The sequence below is a fragment of the Christensenella tenuis genome (genome assembly GCF_014287795.1).
Taxonomy (GTDB): Bacteria; Bacillota; Clostridia; order Christensenellales; family Christensenellaceae; genus Christensenella; species Christensenella tenuis.
In genome coordinates, this window is record NZ_JACOON010000001.1 from 1 (window position 1) to 20,686 (window position 20,686).

The 20,686-nt window shown below is 44.9% G+C and carries 22 protein-coding genes; all 22 read left to right on the top strand.

Going from position 1 to position 20,686, the window contains the following annotated elements; translation table 11 throughout:
• The first annotated feature begins 628 nt into the window (after positions 1-628).
• The 22 genes from H8S18_RS14755 to flhA all read left to right on the top strand — a co-directional run bounded on the left by H8S18_RS14755 (position 629) and on the right by flhA (position 20,677).
• Positions 629-2,461, top strand: coding sequence for a flagellin N-terminal helical domain-containing protein (locus H8S18_RS14755; RefSeq protein WP_279288420.1), 1,833 nt, complete (start codon positions 629-631; stop codon positions 2,459-2,461).
• A 268-nt stretch (positions 2,462-2,729) separates the two neighbouring features.
• Positions 2,730-4,055 (top strand): phosphoadenosine phosphosulfate reductase, encoded by a 1,326-nt coding sequence (locus tag H8S18_RS00015; RefSeq protein WP_186856277.1) that lies wholly within the window; start codon positions 2,730-2,732, stop codon positions 4,053-4,055.
• 80 nt (positions 4,056-4,135) lie between these two features.
• Entirely contained in the window at positions 4,136-4,717 is a 582-nt protein-coding gene (locus H8S18_RS00020) for an IbrB-like domain-containing protein (RefSeq protein ID WP_186856278.1), read from the top strand.
• A gap of 216 nt (positions 4,718-4,933) precedes the next feature.
• Positions 4,934-6,535 (top strand): sensor domain-containing diguanylate cyclase, encoded by a 1,602-nt coding sequence (locus tag H8S18_RS00025; protein WP_186856279.1) that lies wholly within the window; start codon positions 4,934-4,936, stop codon positions 6,533-6,535.
• A gap of 19 nt (positions 6,536-6,554) precedes the next feature.
• On the top strand, positions 6,555-8,105 hold the full coding sequence (gene fliD / locus H8S18_RS00030; RefSeq protein ID WP_186856280.1) for a flagellar filament capping protein FliD: 1,551 nt from the start codon (positions 6,555-6,557) through the stop codon (positions 8,103-8,105).
• A gap of 72 nt (positions 8,106-8,177) precedes the next feature.
• Complete coding sequence (gene fliS / locus H8S18_RS00035) at positions 8,178-8,585, top strand: flagellar export chaperone FliS (protein WP_186856281.1); 408 nt, start codon at positions 8,178-8,180, stop codon at positions 8,583-8,585.
• Between the two features lie 11 nt (positions 8,586-8,596).
• On the top strand, positions 8,597-9,022 hold the full coding sequence (locus H8S18_RS00040; RefSeq protein ID WP_186856282.1) for a hypothetical protein: 426 nt from the start codon (positions 8,597-8,599) through the stop codon (positions 9,020-9,022).
• A 12-nt stretch (positions 9,023-9,034) separates the two neighbouring features.
• Positions 9,035-9,487 carry a YaaR family protein gene (locus tag H8S18_RS00045; protein ID WP_186856283.1) on the top strand — a complete coding sequence of 151 codons (453 nt, stop codon included), beginning with the start codon at positions 9,035-9,037 and terminating at the stop codon, positions 9,485-9,487.
• An 11-nt stretch (positions 9,488-9,498) separates the two neighbouring features.
• Entirely contained in the window at positions 9,499-10,311 is an 813-nt protein-coding gene (locus H8S18_RS00050) for a CheR family methyltransferase (protein WP_186856284.1), read from the top strand.
• A 14-nt stretch (positions 10,312-10,325) separates the two neighbouring features.
• The gene (locus H8S18_RS14900) at positions 10,326-11,042 is read left to right on the top strand and encodes a lytic transglycosylase domain-containing protein (RefSeq protein ID WP_186856285.1); all 717 of its coding nucleotides are present in this window, start codon (positions 10,326-10,328) and stop codon (positions 11,040-11,042) included.
• 21 nt (positions 11,043-11,063) lie between these two features.
• Positions 11,064-12,299 carry an EAL and HDOD domain-containing protein gene (locus H8S18_RS00060; RefSeq protein WP_186856286.1) on the top strand — a complete coding sequence of 412 codons (1,236 nt, stop codon included), beginning with the start codon at positions 11,064-11,066 and terminating at the stop codon, positions 12,297-12,299.
• 15 nt (positions 12,300-12,314) lie between these two features.
• On the top strand, positions 12,315-12,722 hold the full coding sequence (locus H8S18_RS00065) for a bacteriohemerythrin (RefSeq protein ID WP_186856287.1): 408 nt from the start codon (positions 12,315-12,317) through the stop codon (positions 12,720-12,722).
• Between the two features lie 47 nt (positions 12,723-12,769).
• Positions 12,770-13,732 carry a chemotaxis protein gene (locus H8S18_RS00070; protein WP_186856288.1) on the top strand — a complete coding sequence of 321 codons (963 nt, stop codon included), beginning with the start codon at positions 12,770-12,772 and terminating at the stop codon, positions 13,730-13,732.
• Positions 13,733-13,769: 37 nt separating this feature from the next.
• Positions 13,770-14,171 carry a flagellar basal body rod protein FlgB gene (gene flgB / locus H8S18_RS00075; protein WP_186856289.1) on the top strand — a complete coding sequence of 134 codons (402 nt, stop codon included), beginning with the start codon at positions 13,770-13,772 and terminating at the stop codon, positions 14,169-14,171.
• A gap of 12 nt (positions 14,172-14,183) precedes the next feature.
• The gene (flgC, locus tag H8S18_RS00080) at positions 14,184-14,621 is read left to right on the top strand and encodes a flagellar basal body rod protein FlgC (protein ID WP_186856290.1); all 438 of its coding nucleotides are present in this window, start codon (positions 14,184-14,186) and stop codon (positions 14,619-14,621) included.
• A gap of 18 nt (positions 14,622-14,639) precedes the next feature.
• Positions 14,640-14,951 carry a flagellar hook-basal body complex protein FliE gene (gene fliE / locus H8S18_RS00085; protein WP_186856291.1) on the top strand — a complete coding sequence of 104 codons (312 nt, stop codon included), beginning with the start codon at positions 14,640-14,642 and terminating at the stop codon, positions 14,949-14,951.
• Between the two features lie 21 nt (positions 14,952-14,972).
• Entirely contained in the window at positions 14,973-15,563 is a 591-nt protein-coding gene (locus H8S18_RS00090) for a flagellar biosynthetic protein FliO (protein ID WP_186856292.1), read from the top strand.
• Between the two features lie 32 nt (positions 15,564-15,595).
• Positions 15,596-16,384, top strand: coding sequence for a flagellar type III secretion system pore protein FliP (fliP, locus tag H8S18_RS00095; protein ID WP_186856293.1), 789 nt, complete (start codon positions 15,596-15,598; stop codon positions 16,382-16,384).
• A 39-nt stretch (positions 16,385-16,423) separates the two neighbouring features.
• On the top strand, positions 16,424-16,699 hold the full coding sequence (fliQ, locus tag H8S18_RS00100; protein ID WP_330598624.1) for a flagellar biosynthesis protein FliQ: 276 nt from the start codon (positions 16,424-16,426) through the stop codon (positions 16,697-16,699).
• A 14-nt stretch (positions 16,700-16,713) separates the two neighbouring features.
• Positions 16,714-17,517 (top strand): flagellar biosynthetic protein FliR, encoded by an 804-nt coding sequence (gene fliR / locus H8S18_RS00105; RefSeq protein WP_186856294.1) that lies wholly within the window; start codon positions 16,714-16,716, stop codon positions 17,515-17,517.
• A gap of 7 nt (positions 17,518-17,524) precedes the next feature.
• The gene (gene flhB / locus H8S18_RS00110) at positions 17,525-18,592 is read left to right on the top strand and encodes a flagellar biosynthesis protein FlhB (RefSeq protein ID WP_186856295.1); all 1,068 of its coding nucleotides are present in this window, start codon (positions 17,525-17,527) and stop codon (positions 18,590-18,592) included.
• 45 nt (positions 18,593-18,637) lie between these two features.
• Entirely contained in the window at positions 18,638-20,677 is a 2,040-nt protein-coding gene (gene flhA, locus H8S18_RS00115; protein ID WP_186856296.1) for a flagellar biosynthesis protein FlhA, read from the top strand.
• The last annotated feature ends 9 nt before the right edge of the window (positions 20,678-20,686 follow it).

Sequence of the window (20,686 nt, forward strand, 5' to 3'; positions counted from 1 at the left end):
GCAGAAACGGGAATGCCGCCCAGCACGCTCTACAGGAAGATGCAAAAGCACAAAAAAACGGCACCAAAGTATGCCGCAAACACGATTCTATCGAACATTTAATTTTTCCCGAAACGTATGCTTTAGCTAAAAGATAACCATACTGCCGCTTTTGCGGCGGATCCCGGCGAGGAAAATGGCGGGAGACAGGATTTAGCCCGCGCCGCCGAATGAGAATATACCGGATGACCGGTGCTGCCGGTACTGTCAGGAATTTTTCGCAAATTGGCTGGAACACCCAAAGGCAGGCAGTCCATCCTGCCTGGTGTTTTTCAGGCGGGGTTTCAAAACCTGCCGGGCCTTCACAAGCGCCGCCTGCAGTGAAAATAAAAAAATATCCATATTTTTTAAAAAACCGCTAAATAAAACGAAAAAACGTCCGATACTATTATACAGAAGCATAACAAGTGCCATCTTTGACACTCTTTCGTTTCCCGGGGGGACGTCACTCCGGGAACGAAAGGGCACTGTCAAAACGCACAAAGCTTCATAAGGGTTCCCGCTAAGAAAGCGACTATGGAACCTGATGCCGCCGGGGTACCGAATTCCGCCCCGGAGGGTATATCGAACAATACAGGAGGTATTTATTATGAGAATTCAAAACAACATTATGGCGATGAACACACACCGCCAGTACACCATCAACAACGACAACGTATCCAAGAGCGCGGAAAAACTTTCGTCCGGCTACCGCATCAACCGTGCGGGCGACGACGCGGCAGGCCTTGCCATTTCCGAGAAAATGCGCAGCCAGATCCGCGGCCTGAACATGGCGACGAAGAACTCGCAGGACGCTATTTCGCTGGTGCAGACGGCGGAAGGCGCATTGCAGGAAACGCACTCCATGCTGCAGAGAATGAACGAGCTTGCGGTACAGGCGGCGACGGGAACGAACGAAGACCTCGACCGTAGCGCGCTGGCAAAGGAATTTGACCAGCTGAAGCGCGAAATCAACGACATTGCGGAACAGACGACGTTTAACAACATGAAGGTTCTGGACGGCTCCCTTTCCTATTCGGGTCCGGAGCGCAGCGCAGCGACGGCAGGCATCAACATGACAACCGTGACAGAGGATGTTACGGGTTCGGCAGTATCTTCCAAGGTCACCGCTCAGGGCCAGGCTCAGGTGGCGGCGCAGCAGGGTTCTTTTGAAGTTACTGTGGCTGGTACAATCAATGTAGCGGAAGACGCTACGGCGACCCTGACGCTGAAAATTGACGGAAAAGACTATACGATCACGAGTGACCCTGCTACCGGCGCGGCTGTGAACACTGTGGCAGATTATGTGGACCTGTTCGATGGAAAAACTGTGGAAATCGGCGGACAGACGTTTACCATTGCGTCTGACAATACCAGCAAACTTACCTTTACGACAGATGCACAGCCTACAGGCGATGTAGACCTGCCTGATGCGATCACAGCGACCGCTACCGGCGGAGCGACGGGCACCGTTGCCGCCATCCAAGATGCGGTACAGAAGAAAGATGCAGTACAGGGTGTAGAGACGGCGACAGTAGACCAGAGCAAACTGAATATCGGCGATACGATTAAAATCGGCGACAAAACGTATGAACTGGTTGCGGACGGCGCTGAAGCGGCGGACGGCAATACGGCCATTACATGGAAAGGCGACGGTACGGATGATCTGGGCGCGCTTTTGGCAGCGGCGGATGCACCGACTGGCCTTACCATTGCCGATACAGCGGACGGCTTTACGGTAACGCAGGCCGTAGCAGGCACGGGGGAGACCAAAGTAACCTATGCAATGGCGGACGGAGCAAACAGCACGCATACGATCGAATTCGATACTGTGAAGATGAAGGCCGGGGATACGGTTAAGCTGACGGTAGGCGGAACGGAATATACGTATACCTATCAGGCAGGCGATAAGGTATCCGACATTGCGAATGGCCTTGTGGATGCTGACGGTAATGCGCTTGGCATCGCAGCAAAAGGCAATGCGCTGATCATCGATGGAACGACGGTAGAAGTCGGGTTTGATCCGGCAGCGGAAGATGAGGATTCCTTCAACGCAATCCGCATCCAGGTTGGTGCTCTTGAAGGCGAACAGCTTGCGGTATCCATCGATTCGATGAACACGGCAGGCCTGAAGCTGGACGACCAGAATCTCGAGACGCAGGACAGTGCGGGCGCGGCGATCACAGCGGTACGCGACGCGATCAACAAGGTGTCCGACCAGAGGGCAACGCTGGGCGCGATGCAGAACAGGCTGGACCACAAGATTGCCAACCTGAAGGTATCTTCGGAGAACCTGAGCGCGGCGGAAAGCCGTATCCGCGACGTAGATATGGCGTCGGAAATGACGACGTTCACAAAGAACAACATCCTGTCGCAGGCGGCGACGGCAATGCTGGCGCAGGCAAACGCACTGCCGCAGAATGTTCTGACACTGCTGAGATAAGTTCTCTTGCCTACGGAACTTATTTATGGAAAAAGCGCGGATTGTCCGCGCTTTTTCTTTGCCATTTTCCGGGAATGGTTCCCCTGCGCCGCCGCTTCCGCGCGGCGGCGGTCCATAGCTCAACGCGGCAAAAACAATCTATAGAAGCGTGCCTGCGCTTCGGCAGAAAAGCCGTGCAGGCACGGCGAAATATGCACAGATGAGTTTACATCCCGGCTATTTATGCTATAATATTTTTAATGAAAATTGCCGGGGCAAAAGATCCGTGATGAAGAAAGAGTATCAGGGGCTTAATGTATACGACGCCTTACAGGAACGGTTTGAATACCTGTTCCGGGAATTCGATCATATCTATGTATCGTTCAGCGGAGGAAAAGACAGCGGAGTTCTTCTGAACTTGCTGATGGATTTCAAGAAAGCGAATTATCCTAAACGAACGGTAGGGATTTTCCACCAGGATTTCGAGGCGCAATACAGCCTGACAACCGAGTATGTAGAAAGAACGTTCCAACAGCGCCAGGGCGAGGCGGAGCTGTATTGGGTGTGCCTGCCCATGGCAACCCGGACGGCGCTCAGCAGTTATGAAATGTTCTGGTATCCGTGGGATGACAAAAGGCAGGAAAGCTGGGTACGTCCAATGCCCAAGCATGATTTTGTCATTCATCTGGGCAGGCCGTTTCATCATTACCGCTACCGTATGCATCAGGAAGACCTTGCAAAACAGTTTGGGCGCTTTTATAAAGAAGAACACGGAAACGGGAAAACCGTGTGCCTGCTTGGAATGCGCGCGGATGAATCCCTGCAAAGATACAGCGGATTTTTGAACAAGAAATATGGCTATAAAGGGGAATGCTGGATTTCAAAGCAATTCAAGGACGTATGGTGCGCGTCGCCCCTTTACGACTGGTCTGTGAGTGATGTGTGGGCTGCCAATTATAAATTTAATTACGATTACAACAAACTTTACGATTTGTACTATAAAGCGGGGCTGACGCCCGAGCAGATGCGCGTCGCATCGCCGTTCAACGATTATTCCAAAGACAGCCTGAACCTTTACCGTGTGATTGACCCGGAAATATGGACAAAACTGGTAGGGCGGGTGCGCGGAGCGAATTTTGGGGCCATCTATGGAAGAACCAAAGCCATGGGATACAGGAATATTACTTTGCCGCAAGGGCATACGTGGAAATCCTACACGCAATTTTTGCTGGCAACACTCCCGAGGAAATTGCGCAAACAATATATTGAAAAATTTAAAACATCCATTGAATTTTGGCACAAAACAGGCGGAGGACTATCTGAACAAACGATCCAGGAACTGCTGGAACATGGATATGACATCAGGAGAAACGGCGTTTCAAATTATACGCTGGACAAAAAGACGCGGGTTGTCTTCCGGGGAAAGATACCGGACAACACGGACAATATCAAAAGCACGAAAGACATTCCAAGCTGGAAAAGAATGTGTTTTTGCATTTTGAAAAACGACCATATGTGCCGGTTTATGGGATTTGGCCTTTCCCGGACGGAACAACGGAGGATTGAAACGATTCGAAAACGGTATTTGGACTTTATCAATGAACAGAACGGCTGACACAGCCTTCGAACTCCAGTGAAAAGAATCTAAAAAGCACATTCCAGTGTGGAAACAGAGCGACAACAGGAGTAGGAGAGATGAGCGGTAAATCATTTAAAAGCCCGGTATATCATGTGATTGGAGTACCGGTTGAAAAAGTAGTTGCAAATACATACAATCCCAACAAAGTAGCGCCGCCGGAAATGAAGCTTCTATATGACAGCATAAAGGAAGACGGTTATACGATGCCGATCGTATGCTACTATGCAAAAAGCAGGGATGTTTACGTTATTGTAGACGGCTTCCACCGCTACCAGATTATGCTGAATTATCCGGATATCTATGAGCGCGAAAACGGAATACTTCCCGTTTCCGTCATCGATAAACCGCTTTCCAAACGAATGGCGAGCACCATCCGGCATAACCGGGCGAGAGGAAGCCACGATGTGGACCTGATGAGCAATATCATCCGGGAACTGCATGAAATAGGACGATCCGACGCGTGGATTTCAAAACATTTGGGCATGGAGAAGGATGAGATTTTAAGGCTGAAACAAATCACGGGGCTTGCCGCGTTATTCCGCGATACGGAGTTCGGAGAGGCATGGAAACCGGCTGACGAAGAACAGGAGGAAGCGTCCAAAGAAGAAACAGCAGGGAATGGAGAAATACCAAAATAAAGTGAAATTTGCCCTTGGAAAATACCCTTCCCTCATAAAGGAAGGGTGTTTTTGAATGTTTTGGCCAGTGAAATATTTATAATTAAATTTTTTATTGTTCTATACGATATATCAATAAAAGGCATTTTATTGATATACAAGCACAAGTGAAAAGAACGGTGTTTCCTTCATACATAAATATGATTGCTGTACTTGATGGAGGGGGGGAATGGAGAAATGAATGAGCGCGCACCATGGGAGATGTTTGAAAACTTCAATGAAATCGTTTATGCTTCCGACATGGAAACTTACGATATCATTTATATGAATAAAGCAGCGCGTGACAGTTTCCAAATAACGGAAGAAGAATATAAGAAGCAGAAATGCTATAGCCTTATCAGCAGGTTTTCTTTGCCTTGTTATTTTTGCACAAATCCGAAGCTGAAAGTGGGGGAATTTTACGAGTGGGTATACCATAATCCCTACTTAAAGCGCTCTTTTAAATTAAAAGATACCATGTATTGTTATGAAGGCAGAAAAATCCGAATTGAGATCGCGATAGATTTAACATTAAACGAGCAGGAGAACAGAAGCGTAAATGAAATGATCCGGGATGAAGTTTTTATCAATTCCTGCCTGACAATGACGCATTCTGCTTCCACACCAAATGAATCCATGAATTTTATGCTTCAATATATGGGACAATATAAGGGATGCAAAAGCGCATCTATCTATGAAATCCGAAACAACAACTGGCTCTATCATACTTATTGCTGGGATTTTGAAAATGGAATATGCCCGGTCAAGGCTCCGTTTCAAATAGACTTTCTGGAATATATAAAGGAATGGAAACGAAAATTTGTGCACAATGAGCCGGTGATCCTGAAGGATATGGAAATCATAAAGCGAAAGATGCCGGAATTTTACAGCTATTTAGCTCCGGAAGGGGTGAGCTGCATGGTGTTCATTCCCCTGCTGTATAATGGCGAAATCAGCGGATTCCTGCGCGTCGATGACCCGCCGGACAAAAAGGCGAAAAATATTGCGCTTGTTGGACGGATGATGTCTCATTTTATTGTTTCGATTATACAGCGGCGTAATTTGGTAGAAAATTTGGAATATCTCAGCTTTCACGATCAATTGACGGGGGCGCTCAACCGCAATGCACTGAACGCGCACCTTAAAAAAGAGGACAAACGGCAGAAGGGCCGGGGCGTGATCTATTGCGACGTTATTGGGTTAAAAAAAGTGAACGACATGCTCGGGCATGCCAGCGGAGATAAACTGATTGTGCGGGCATACCAAACATTAGCCGGCTTATTTCCGGGAAAGGTTTACCGCGTCGGGGGAGATGAATTTATCATTCTCGAGGATGGGAAGGAGGAACGGGAGTTTAACCAAACCGTTTCCCAATTGAAAAAAAAGATACGGGCGGAAAACATAAGCTTATCGATTGGAAGCGCTTGGGCCGACGGCGGCGAAGTGGGTTTTGAGCAGCTATTTAAAGCGGCTGATGAATGTATGTATGAAGATAAATTCAGCTACTATAGCCAGGAAGAGCCGATGACAGGCGTGCCGCGGGAAACAAAACGGCGCAGTTATGGGGCAAGGAGCATAGCCGAAAAGCCGCAGACGTCATTCGGCACATTTATAGAGAAATGCTATTTTGACGCCGAGTCTTTTTTTCAGTCTGTTGCGCTGCCAGACGCGCCTTTTTACCTTTATTGCGGCGACCTTGAAAAGAATTTGTACTATATATCGGATAATTTAAAGGATGATTTTAATTTTGACGATAATTTAGTTTATGATTTCGTTACCCATCTGGAAATAAGAATTTAAGAATGTTGCCGGTCCGGATGTGTTTGGAAAAGACGGGGCATTTGGAATCAAGGACACCTCAATCACGCCAAAGAGCCTTATTCATGAAAATATGACTTTAGCCGAAATAGCCGACGCTACAGGCAAAAAACTCGGCGGTGCAGATGGAGGCGTATCTTTCTCAATCAATGGAAAAGAATTCCGGTTTGGCAAGGACACTACGCTAAAAGACGTTCTTGACGCTGTGAATGATGATCCTGATGCGAAAGTCACCATGGCGTATGACCAGGATAAAGACAGGTTTATGCTGCGCAGCGATGTGACTGGAAGCGGAACGGAAATAACAACCAAAAATATTGGCGGCAGTAATTTTTTTGGTGAAGATGGTATTACAGGAATTATTGAGGACACTACAACAAAGTATCAGACAATAGACCGCAGCACAGATACGATTGCTACGGCAGCTGCAAAAATGGGAATTGACCTTCAGCTGGATAAGGATGGCAAATTCAGCTTTACGGTCAACGGTGTGGATTTTTCCTTTAAGACCACGGATTCATTGCAGACAATGATGAACGAGGTGAACAGTAATGAAGATGCAAAGGCAAAACTGACGTATAGCCAAATCACCGATTCGTTTGTATTTACAAGCAGCGAGACCGGAAGAAATGCGGTCGTCACAGTTGGAAACAAGGATGGGGCAAATGCGTTTGGCGGCGCGGATTCTTTCTTTGGCGTCGCGGAAGGAGAGGCGCGTGGAAGCGATGCAACCATTGTGATTGATGGCGAAACGATTTCACAGTCTTCGAATACGTTCACGCTGGACGGTATACAATTCACCCTGAAGGCGGATTTTGATGCGGAGAATAACAGGGATAATTTGGGACCGGCAACCTTCACGGTTGAACAGGACATCGATCAGGTTGTCGAGAAAGTAACCCAATTCGTCAGCGAATATAATAAGCTCACGCAGGAGCTGTATGCGCTTACCATTGAAGAAATGGATTACGATTATTCTCCGTTAACCCAGGATGAGAAAGCGGATTTATCTCAAGAGGATATTGAAAAATGGGAGACTGAAGCAAAAAAAGGAATTCTCAGGAATGACAATACAATTAAAAATTTATTGTCTAAACTGCGGTCCAATTTCTTTTCAGTAGTCGAAGGCAGCGGCCTTTCCGCTTATGATATCGGCTTTAATACCAGTAAATATTCCCAAGGGCAATACGGAGGACAAATTACTTTTGATGAAGATAAATTCCGGGAGATGTTGCAGAAGGATCCTGATGCTGTCGCAAAAGTAATGGCGGGAACCTCAGACGCCGTTGATGATTTGACGGAGTACCAGGAGTCGGGGCTGGTTTCGCGGCTTTTCGACCAGATGTCTGATTTCAAAAGTACGATTCAAGGGAAGAACCTGAAGAATACAAATCAGCAAATAGATGATACCAATGATTCGATGAACGATCTAATTGCGAAAATGTATGAGGAACAGGAGCGCTTGTATATCCAGTATGCGCAAATGGAAACGCTCCTGTCGCAATACCAGTCACAAAGCACGTGGCTCGCGCAGCAGTTGTCTGCGTTGTAATAAAGCGCGGTATGAGGGAGGCGCGTTCATAAATGCGTGCCTCCTTAGCTCTTTTGAAAGAAGGTGGATAGTATGGCTTTTTATGCAACGGCTAATTTGCAGGACCAGTATAAACGCGATTATATTACGATGGCCAGCCCGATTGATTTAATTATTATGCTGTATGAAGGCTGCATTAAGCAGCTTAAATTAGCGAAAATTCACAAAGAGAACAATGAACTTGATAAAGTATCCGAATGTTTCCAAAAGGCGGAAGATATTATCCTCGAATTAGTTGGCAGTTTGAATCTTTCGATATCCATATCGGAAAACCTGCTGGAACTTTACCAGTTCATGCTGGACGAAATTGTGCAGGCAAATATCACCAAAGATATGGAACGGGTTGATCCAGTGATAGAGATGATGACATTGCTGTATGAAGCGTGGAACGAGATTAAGGTGAAAGCAGAAAGCGATATATATACGCAAAACGAAGAATGAGGAGATTTTGTATGAAAGACCGGGTTACGCTGTGGAAACAAAATGCGGCATATTTACAAGAGTTTTTAGCGCTGACAGAACATATTGAGGAGTGCTTAAATACGATCGGAAATATCGATGAAGCGTACCCGCAAATGGCAAGGGATGTTGAAAAACGCGGCATACTTATTCCCCAAATATCCGAAGTCACCGATTTGCTTAATACGCTTCAAGACAGTGAAATAACGGAGGCAGAGAGAAAACAGGAATGGCTGTGCCACGAGCTTCTGAAACAAATTGATGAGATAGAAAAGAGAAGCAAGAGAAAGATGGAAGACGCCCTCGAGCAATATAAAGGGAAAATGAGGTCTAATAAGCAAAGCCGGGAAACGCTGGGCGCATATAGCAATACGCAGATGTATGAACCGGAAGGCACTATATTAAATAAACTGAGATAGGCAAATGATTCCATGAAGATACAGAATGTCAACAATATGCCCATTGAGTCGTTATCAAGAAATGATATTGACGAAAACGTTAATTTCCCTGAAACAGAGCTCGTTTTCAGAAGCAAGCTCACTGCGGAATCAAAATCCGTGTACGAAAAGCAGATACGCGAATTGGTTCGGACGATTGAGGCTCAGGGTAAGCGCCTGGCTGAGCGTGCCGACATGGGCGAGATGCAAAAGTATAGGGAGATGATTACCCAGTTGCTCCATGAAACGGTTAGCAATGGGTTTGCTTTTCACAAGGAAGGAAAAATTGGGGTAAACGGCAGGAGTAAAATTTTTGCGATGATTAAAACTGTCAATGAAAAACTGGACAGTATGACCAGAAAACTCCTGGACGAAGAAAAGGAAAATATAGATTTACTGGATGATATCGACGATATCCGGGGATTACTCGTCGATATGTATCTTTAAAGGCGGGAGCAATGGATTTAAACGAGAGAGAATTTTGCAGATTAAGAGATTTCATGTATGGGAAATTTGGAATCAATCTGAGTGAGAAAAAAACTCTGATTGAGGGCCGTCTTTCCAATACATTATCAGCGAAAGGCTTTAAGAGCTTTACAGAATTTATTGATCATCTGGAAAAGGATAAGACAGGGGAAGACCTGTCTTTGGTTGTAACAAAGCTGACGACAAATTTCACATATTTTTACCGTGAAGAACAACACATTGAATTTATGAAAAAGGTTGCTCTCAATGAGATATTGCCAACGATTCGGGATGGCAACCTCAATATTTGGAGCGCGGGCTGCTCTTCCGGTGAAGAACCGTATACGATCGCGATGTTTCTGGATGAATATTTCCAGGGAAGGCGAACGGATTTGGACAAGCGGATATTGGCGACGGATATTTCGGATAAAGTGCTTAATATTGCACAAAAAGGGGTCTATCATGACGACCGCATGACGAGAATGCCTCCGAATTGGCAAAAAGCATATTTCAAGCATCTTGGCGGAGATGAATTTGAAGTAAAACCTAAAATTAAGCAGGAAATTATTTTCCGCAAATTTAACTTAATGGAACCTGTTTTCCGGTTTAAAAGGAAGTTTCATATTATATTTTGCAGGAATGTAATGATATATTTTGATGCCAATACAATCAATAAATTAACGCAGCGGTTTTATGATGCGCTTATGCCCGGAGGGTATTTGTTCATAGGACTGTCGGAGACCTTGCTTAAACACCATACAAATTTTGAGTATGTGCAACCGTCGATTTACAGGAAAAAGCGGTAAAGGGGAAGATATACGTGGGAATAGAAAGCGTACAAGCGCGCGTAGCGGAAATACAGACAAGGATTGACAGCATAGCTTCATCGAAAAACGCTGCATTCCAATCAATTTTAAATCAAACGCTGAATCAGGATAATAATGCGGAATCGTCAACGGCGGCTGCAGCGGGAACCCTTGGCAGCGAGTATTTATCTTCAGGGAATATTGCATCAACAGGCCGGTATTGCAGCAAATGCGGAATGCCGGAGGTACTGAATGCCTATGGAAGCAGCGGACAATATACAGCGGCGGTTGATACTGGCGATGGCATGTTGGAAAAAGCTGCGCCCTATATGGATATTATTGAAGATGCATCGGAAGCCTATGGGATTCCAGTGAATGTAATTATGGGGGTTATCAAAGCTGAATCCGACTACAACCCGGATTGTGTTTCGAGTGCGGGAGCAATGGGGTTGATCCAGATTATGCCGGAAAATGCTGAAGAATATGGAGTTACGGATCCGTTTGATCCGCGGCAAAATATATTCTGCGGCGTTGACGAGATCGCCAGGCATTTAAAAACCTATAATGGCGATCTGAAGCTTGCGTTGGCTGCCTATAATACCGGGCCGGGAAATATTGCAAAGAGGAATGTTACGAGCAGTTCCAGTGCCGAATACCTGACAATTCCCCAATCGGTAAGGGATTATGTAGACCGTGTTCTGCGATATGCGGGACTGGAAACGGAAGTTTGAATGGAAAGGGAGTGACCAATAATGCAAACACAATCTTATATCGTTAAGCAGCCCATACATGATGCGAAGAATGACCTGTGCGCATATGAGATTTTATATGTAGAAGAAGGTGGAAATAATCTTGTGGAAGACTCTGCTGCGGCGAATGCAATCGAAACCCTTCTGATGCAGTTTAAAGACGACGGATTTTTGGAAGGAAAAACCGCTTACATTAATTTCACGCCAGGCCTGCTGTTTCGTAATGTGCCGCAAATATTTGATGCTGAGAAACTTGTCATCCAGATTGAAGAGGACGTATTGCTGAACCCGCTTGCGATGAAGTTGATCCAGAAGTACCGCAAGCAGAATTATAAAATTGCATTGAAAGGTTTTGAGTTCAACGGCAGATACCTTTCTGCACTGGACAGCATTGACATAATCAAGCTGAATTTCAAACGGAAGACCGTTCCGAAAGAAAGTGTAGCTGAAATAGCGAAGGGACTGGGAAAAGAAATTGTAGCTTATAATATCGAGGATATAGAAACGTATGATCTTGCAAAAAAAATAGGCGTTCAATATATGCAGGGCAGCTATATTGGCACGATTCTTCCGGAAAAAGTACATCGGATGCAGCATCTTCAAAGCAACTTTTTCCAATTAATGATAGCAATCACAAAGGATGAAGTTGACTTCAATGAAATCGAGAATTTGATTTCGCGCGATGTTACATTGACATATGCGCTTTTGAAACTGGTAAATTCTTCTTATTTTGCCTTGCGCAATAAAGTAGAATCGGTTCAGCAGGCGCTGGTGATTTTGGGCCTGGGGCAGCTGCGTCAATGGATTTATTTACTTAGTTTTCAGCCGGACAGCGAACTTCCGTCAGAATTTATAAAAATATCGTTTATGAGAGCAAACTTTTGCGCTGAGCTCTTACCGCTTGCAAAGGATATGCCGATTTCAAAATCAGAAGCATACCTCATGGGAATGTTCTCAACGCTGGGTTCCCTTCTTGATGTTCCGCTTGCGGAAGCACTGAAAGAATTGAGTATATCAGAATATATCATAGACGCTTTGTTGAAACAGGAAGGCAGGGCAGGACTTTTATACAGCCTTGTCTTGTACTATGAACAAGGCAACTGGATCGGTATGTCAAACAATGCTGAAGAATTGGGAATACCTGTTAACATTATCTCGCAGAAATATTTTGAATGCGTAGACATGATGAATGAAACATGGGAAAACCTGTCAGCAATGAGTGAAAAATCACAGGCATGATCGGAGGGAAAAGATATGGCATATGTTTTTACAAAAGATTTGGAAACGGGGATCGCTGTAATTGATTCACAGCACAGGGAAATATTCGACGCGATGAACCGGTTGGCTGACGCCTGCGCAAAAGGAACGGGCCGGCAGGAAATCGAAAAAATGCTTCATTTTCTCAATAATTACATTGCAAAGCATTTTGGAGACGAAGAGAAAATGCACGCGCAATACAATTATCCGGAGAGGATAAAACATAAAAATTATCATGAGAATTTCAAGCTGACGGTGAATGAGCTGATTAAAGAATATCGTACTGACGGCGCTTCCATAGGGCTTGTGGGCAAACTGAATTCGAAAGTAGGCATGTGGCTGTTAAACCATATAAAGCGCGAAGACGGTGCGTTTGGGACCTACCTGAAAAGCAAAAATGGATAATAATTTTAGCTGTTATGCAAATAGATGAGTAGAGTAAGGAGAAGAAAATGAGCCGGGAGAATAAACAAGATATCCTTTTGGAAACAGGAACAAATGAAATCGAAATTATGGAATTTACCATTTCAAATAATACATTTGGAATTAATGTCGCAAAAATCCGGGAGATTATGAATTCGGCGGAAGTAAAACCCATGCCGCATGTTCATCCGGCAATTGAAGGCGTATTTAAACCGCGCAATACTCTAATTACCGTCATTAATTTGCCGCAGTATCTGAACATGGAAAGCGAACACGAAAGTTCTAAAGATTTATTCATAGTAGCTAATTTTAACAATATGCATATCGCTTTTCGGGTTGATACGGTGGAAGGAATCGACCGGATTTCGTGGCAGGCGATCCAAAAGCCGGACAAAACGATTTACGGCGGACAAGAAGGGATTGTTACCGGACTGGCAGAGTTTGAGAATCGCTTGATTACCATACTGGATTTTGAAAAGATTGTTGCGGACATTGCTCCCGAGACGGGGATTCAATTATCTGAAATTGATGAACTGGGGGAACGCCCGCGGGATGAAAGGCCAATATTGATTGTAGAAGATTCGATGCTGCTTTCATCGATGATATTGGAAGCGCTGCATAAAGCAGGCTATACAAATACTGAGAAAAAAGATAACGGGAAAGAAGCATGGGACTATTTAACGTCTGTGAAGAAAGAATGCGAAGAACAAAATATTCCCATCAGGGAAAAGGTGGCCTGTATGATTACGGATATTGAGATGCCGCAGATGGATGGTCATCACCTGACTAAATTAACAAAAACCGATCAGTTTTTAAAGACGATCCCGGTTATTATTTTCTCATCGCTGATCAACGACGAGATGCGGATCAAAGGGAAGGAAATTGGCGCGGATGAGCAGCTTTCAAAGCCGGAAATTGGACACTTGGTATCGGTAATAGATCACCTTCTGGAACGTTCATCATTCCAGATGCCGGGGGATTTTGAACAATAAGCAAAAAGTGCATTGCAGTTTTAAGGAGGCGATATAAATGGGAATGTTCGATAGCTTAAAAGGACTGGAAAACGGTATTGCGGCCTCTTGGCTCAGGAATGAAACGATTTTAAACAATGTAGCAAATAATGATACTCCGGACTTTAAAGCTTCCGGAGTAGAATTTGAGGAACTATATAAACAAGCGCTTGGCGACGATGACTTTCAATTTAAACAGACCCGCGAAACCCATATGCCCATCGGCGGGACGGGTGACGCGGATGGAGTGCAGGGGGTCGTTGTTCCCAAAGCAGACACAACATATAGGATGGATGGAAATAATGTGGATATCGATCAAGAAATGACCGATTTTGCAAAAAATGTGATTTACTACAATACTTTGATGCGGAAAATCAATGGTCAATTTACCCAATTGCGTATGGCGATCAAAGGACAGTAAGGAGGGAAACATATGGCTTTTTTATCTTCACTCGATATTTCAGGTTCGGCCCTGACAGCCCAGCGGCTCAGAATGGATGTAGTCGCAGAAAATGTAGCAAACATCAATACGACAAGGACAGCGGAGGGAGAACCCTACCGGCGCAGATATGTAATTTTTCAGGAAAAAGAAAAGGCATCTTTTTCCGAACAGCTCAACCAATCCTTGGCCGGAAATGCCGGAAGCGGAGTGCGTGTAACAGAAATATTGGAAGATCCTTCTGCATTCAAGTTGGATTATAATCCGACACATCCGGACGCCGATGAGTTTGGGTATGTGCGTATGCCAAATGTAGACCTGGCGCGGGAAATGGTAGATATGATGTCTGCGACGCGTTCTTATGAGGCAAATATCACGGTTTTGAATTCTACGAAAAGTATGGCGATGAATGCCCTTGAAATTGGAAAGTAACCGGAGGAACAATGAAAAATGAGTAATATTACATCAATTATATCACCATCTGAAATTTATCAGGCAAATAAAGTACCTGTTAAAACCGCTAATGAAGCGGAAACAGGTAATGTCAGCTTCCAGAATATGTTGTCTGACGCAATCGGACAGGCAGATAATTTGCAGGCCGTTTCGCAAGAGGGAACTCAGGCATTGCTGTCAGGCGAAGTAGATGACATTGCCAAGGTCATGATTGACGGAACGAAAGCGGAGCTTTCGCTTAATATGGTTATCCAGATCCGCAATAAAGTACTGGATGCCTATAACGAAGTCATGCGCATGTCCTTATAAAGACAGAGACGGGTAAGGTGAATGGTGGACGAAAGTAAAGTAGCGTTTGCGCCCGGAATCGATGTTTCCAACGTGCTGTTGATCATCCTCTATCTGGTCCTTATTATTATCGCGGCATATTTTCTGACCAAGTTTATTGCTAGGAAATCCCTTCGAAAAGGAATGAGAAGCACAACCTCTTCGACGGGCAGGGGAACAAGGAAAAAGAATGCCGAACTTGGACATTTGGTAGCGGTTGTTGACAGAATCGCGATTGACCGGGATAAAACAATCATGGTTGTTGAATTCAAAGGCAGGCATTACTTAATCGGCACAACTGCGCAGGACATAAAATGCATCGATTCCGTTGATATAGCGGTTGATGTTGTTAAGGAAACAGCGGCTGATGAAACCGCTGAACCATCGCCGGACGAACCGGCAGATGAACAGCAACAGCCCGGGGAATGCGGAGAGGATACAAGACAAGGAACGTTTACGGAACGATTTAAAAAGTGTATGAAAATTGTTTTGCAGAGCTATTTGCCGAAAAGCATGAGAAAAAATAAAGAAACGGCATCCTTCGATACGGAGCTAAGACAGAAGCTAGAGGAACAGGAAAATGAGAAAAAATAAAGAAACGGCATCCAGATATCATTAAGGAGTATATGAGATTGAAGAAAAAAGCAGCAGCAAAACTGGTTATTTTAATTGTCGTTTTGTTGGCGGTATTGATTGTTTTTTCCGGATGTTCCGCTGCACAAACAGAAGAAGGGGATACGGTTGACTCAGGAGGCGGCCCTATTGCTCAACTGGTTGGGAGCCGGTCAACCAGCTTGCAGATCGTAGGTCTTCTTACAATTCTTGCAATCGCGCCATCAATTTTGTTGATGTTTACAGGATTTACAAGAATTGTAATCGTTTTGTCGTTCACGCGGAATGCACTGGGGCTGCAGCAGATGCCTCCAAATCAGGTCATGATTGGATTGGCGCTGTTTTTAACATTTTTCATTATGTCTCCAGTGTTCGGGCAGATTAAAACAGAAGCGATCGATCCCTATATCGCTCAGGAGATTACATTTGAAGAAGCGGCCGATGCGGCAGAAGAGCCGATCCGTGAATTTATGTTGATGCAGACCTATAAAGAAGACCTGAATATGTTCATGGAATTTTCCAATGTAACGGATGCCGAGTCTATTGATGAGGTGCCAATTACAACAATTATGCCCGCATTTATTACAAGCGAGCTCAAGCGGGGGTTTATGATTGGCTTCTTTATATATATCCCATTTATTGTGATTGATATGGTGGTATCCAGCACGCTTATGGCTATGGGTATGATGATGCTGCCGCCGATTGTGATCTCGCTGCCATTCAAAGTATTATTATTTATTTTGGTTGACGGGTGGACGCTGACGATGCAAACGCTTTTGGCAACCTTCAATACGTTCACATAGCCGGGAATATAACAGTTTTCAATACTATACAGCGAGGGAGTGGTCAAAATCGATCAGGCAACGATCATTACTGTAATGCAGGATGCAATTAGTACGATTTTAACAGTTGCTTTGCCTCCGATACTAATCGGCTTGATAATCGGTATCATCATATCGATTTTCCAAGCCGCAACACAAATTAACGAACAGACTCTGACATTTGTCCCTAAGATCATCGGAATCTTAGTGGCACTGTTGATTTTTGGAGGGATGATGCTGAACAACCTGACAGAATTTGCAAGCAGAATTTATGAATATGCAGTCATGATTACTTAAAGAGCCAAACGCGTATGATAGATTTTTTTGATACCTTTATCAATAATTGGGAGTTCTTTTTGCTCCTGTTTTTACGGATTTCGGGGTTGATTTTTTCATCTCCGATTTTTGGCAGAACGAATATTCCCAATATTGTGAAGATTGGTTATTGTGCCTGCATTGCCGTATTGTTCTTTATGTCTGCCCCCCAAATCACCGAACAGATGGCCGCGTTTGATTATGGAGGGGATATTCTCCTCTTCATTCTGCTGTGTGTCAAGGAATTGCTGTTTGGCATCGTATTGGCCTATGTGTTGAACCTGTTTTTTCAGATGCTGGCCTTTACCGCGGGGCAAATGATTGATATGCAAATGGGGTTTGGTATGGTCAATGTTTTTGACGTTCAAAGCAACCTGAGCATACCAATGATTGGGAATTTCCTGAATATTATCATGCTGCTCGTTTTTTTTGCAGTCAGGGGATATGAGCAATTGCTACGGATTATGGCGCTGACGATTGAGCAGATTCCCATTGGAGGCGTGACGTTTAACCCCCAGATAGGATGGGTTGCGCTTCAATTGTTTGTCGAAGTATTCCTGCTCGCCGTTATTGTGGCAATGCCGATCATAGGAGCTGGACTGCTGGGGGAGGCGTGTTTTGGCATTCTGATGAGGATGGTTCCGCAGATGAACGCTTTTTCCATCGGAATACCGGTAAAGATTATACTTGGTTTTCTCGTGCTCCTTGCCCTGATACCGGTATATGTGAATTATATGCCGCAATTATTTGAACAAATGTTTGCGGGATTGGAACAGATGTTTGCAACACTGACAGGATAGATAACGTATGGCTGACAACAGTACTGGTGAAAAGACCGAAAGCGCTACCCCTAAGCGACGGCAAGACGCAAGGGAACGCGGACAGGTGCTCAAGAGTATGGAGCTGGTAATGACCGGCTCGTTATTCATTATGTTCGGCGCACTGAAAGTTTTAACGCCGATGATTGCAGGGAACATCATGAATTTTTCCGCGTCGTTCCTGTCAGGGCAATACTTGACAAATGAAGTGCTCAATGCAGACAACATTGGCCCGGTGATGCAGGAAATGATATTTGGCTTCCTGCAAATCATGTTGCCCATCCTGGCAATAGCGGTGCTGGGGGCGGTATTGCTTAATATTATCCAGACGGGATTTTTGTTTAGCACAAAAGCCCTGGAACCTAAAATGAGCCGGCTTAATATTGCGGAAGGATTTAAACGGATGTTTTCCGGGAGAACGTTATTTGAACTCCTGAAAGCAATTCTGAAGATAGTAGTGATCGGCGTAGTCATTTATACGGAAATCCAGGCGGATTTGCCGGCGTTTTCCATGATGTTGTCGCCCAGCCTGACCTCTACGATTCTGGAGGTGGCGGAATTAATTTTCAACGCCGGATTCAAGATTATGCTGTTCCTTTCGGCGATTGCACTGTTGGACTTTATGTTTCAGCGGAGAAAATATGAGAAAGACCTCATGATGACAAAATATGAAGTGCGTATGGAGATGAAGCAGCAGGAAGGAGATCCGCAAATCAAAGGGAAAATCCGGCAGAAGCAGCGGCAGATGGCTATGATGCGCATGATGCAGGATGTTCCGGATGCGGATGTAATTATTACGAACCCAACGCATTATGCAATTGCGCTGCGATATGACGAAGAAAAAAGCAGCGCTCCAATCGTGGTGGCCAAAGGGAAAGATATGATTGCCCAGAAAATTAAAGAGATTGCGGCGGAACATAAAATTGAAATGGTTGAGAATAAGCCTTTGGCACGCAGCTTGTATGTAATGTGCGAAATCGGCGAACAAATACCTGTTGAGATGTATCAGGTTGTGGCTGAAATTCTTGCTCAGGTATATAAAAAAAGACATGGCTGATGCCGACGGAAATAAAAACGGTATCCCGGTAAATAGAGGTTTTGGATGAAAGTAAAAGATACATTAATCGCAGGCGTAGTTTTAATCGTTGTATTGCTTATTATATTACCGCTGCCCCCCACTATGCTGGATGTTTTGCTGGTAATTAATATATCTGTTTCCTTACTTGTGCTGATGATGACGCTTTATGTACATGAAGCGCTTGACTTCGCTGCGTTTCCATCTTTACTGTTGATTTTAACGCTGTTCCGACTGGGGCTGAATATTGCCTCCACACGGCTGATTCTGGGGAATGGAGGAGACGCAGGCAGCGTGATTGAAGCATTCGGCAGCTTTGCAACCGGGGGCAATCTGATTGTTGGAATTATTATATTCCTCATTATTATTGTCATACAATTTGTCGTCATTACAAAAGGGGCGGAGCGCGTTGCGGAAGTGTCGGCAAGGTTTACGCTGGACGCTATGCCCGGAAAACAAATGGCGATTGACGCCGATCTGAATTCAGGACTGATCAATGAACAGCAGGCAAAAGAACGGCGCGAAAAAATTGCGCGTGAAGCAGACTTCTATGGCGCTATGGACGGTTCCAGCAAATTTGTTAAGGGAGATGCTATTGTCGGCATACTTATTACTGTCATTAATATTGTCGGCGGACTGATTATTGGCGCTATGTCCGGAGAGGGAGTACCTTTTGATGAAATTTTGCAGACATATACCATTGCAACGATAGGCGATGGCCTTGTAAGCCAAATCCCCGCGCTGATGGTATCGACGGCAACCGGTATTATCGTAACCAGATCGGCATCGAAAGACAACCTGGGACGCGACCTCATCAATCAATTTACAAACCAACCTTATATTTTTTTGATACTTGGGGTCATGCTGATATGTATTAGTTTTATTCCAGGCCTGCCCAAAGCACCCATTTTTGTTATTGCCGGACTGGTTATTGCGATTGGCCTGGTGCTGATCCGGGCCGATAAAAAGACCGTGCAGCCGAAAATTGAGGAAGACAAAGCGATTGCCGCGGCAAAAGAAAAAAGAAAGCCGGAAAACGTCACATCCCTGCTGCAAGTAGAGTTAATAGGGATTGAACTGGGATATGGGCTGATTCCCCTGGTGGATACCAGCCAGGGCGGAGACCTGCTTGAAAGGGTCATTATGATTCGCAGGCAATGTGCGATTGACCTTGGAATTATTGTTCCGGTTATCAGGATACGGGATAATATCCAGCTTGGAACAAATGAATATGTAATAAAAATCAAAGGCGTTGAAGTGGCGAAAGGCGAGGTCATGCTGGACCATGTTCTCGCACTGAGCACAAACGAAGTGAAAGGAAAAATCCAGGGAATTGATACAGTCGAGCCTACGTTTGGACTGCCGGCGGTCTGGGTTCCTGAAAGCGAGCGGGAAAAGGCTGAGCTTCTAGGTTATACGACAGTAGACGCGCCGTCGGTGATTGCGACTCACCTGACAGAAACGATCAAGCGGCATGCTTCCGAACTGCTGACACGCCAGCAGGTGCAGACGCTGGTGGATAATCTGAAAGCAACCCAGCCGGCCTTGGTGGAAGAAGCGATTCCAAAGCTCTTTTCACTAGGCGAAATTCAAAAGGTATTGAGCAACCTGCTCGATGAGAATATTCCGATCCGGGATATGGGGACGATAGTAGAGACGCTGGCTGATTGCGGCAAGGTTGTGCGCGATACGGATCTCCTAACTGAATATACGCGTAAAAGTTTACGGCGCGCTATATCAAAACGTTTTGTCCCAAACGATAAGGCAAGGGTAATTACGCTTGATCCGGCTCTGGAAAACCTGATTGCAGAGAAGACAAAACAGACGGAGCAGGGGACTTATGTAGCCCTTTCGCAGGATGAACTGCAACGGATTTATGGGCATTTACAGGAAATGATAGAAAAAATGAATCAATTGGGAATAACTCCTATTGTACTGACCTCGCCCTTGGTCAGGCGGCAGTTCAAAAATATAACGAGCACGATGGTTCCTGATCTGATTGTATTGTCATATAACGAACTGGAAAACAATGTAGAAGTTTTTTCGGATGGCGTAATAGGATTGTAAATTTTGAAA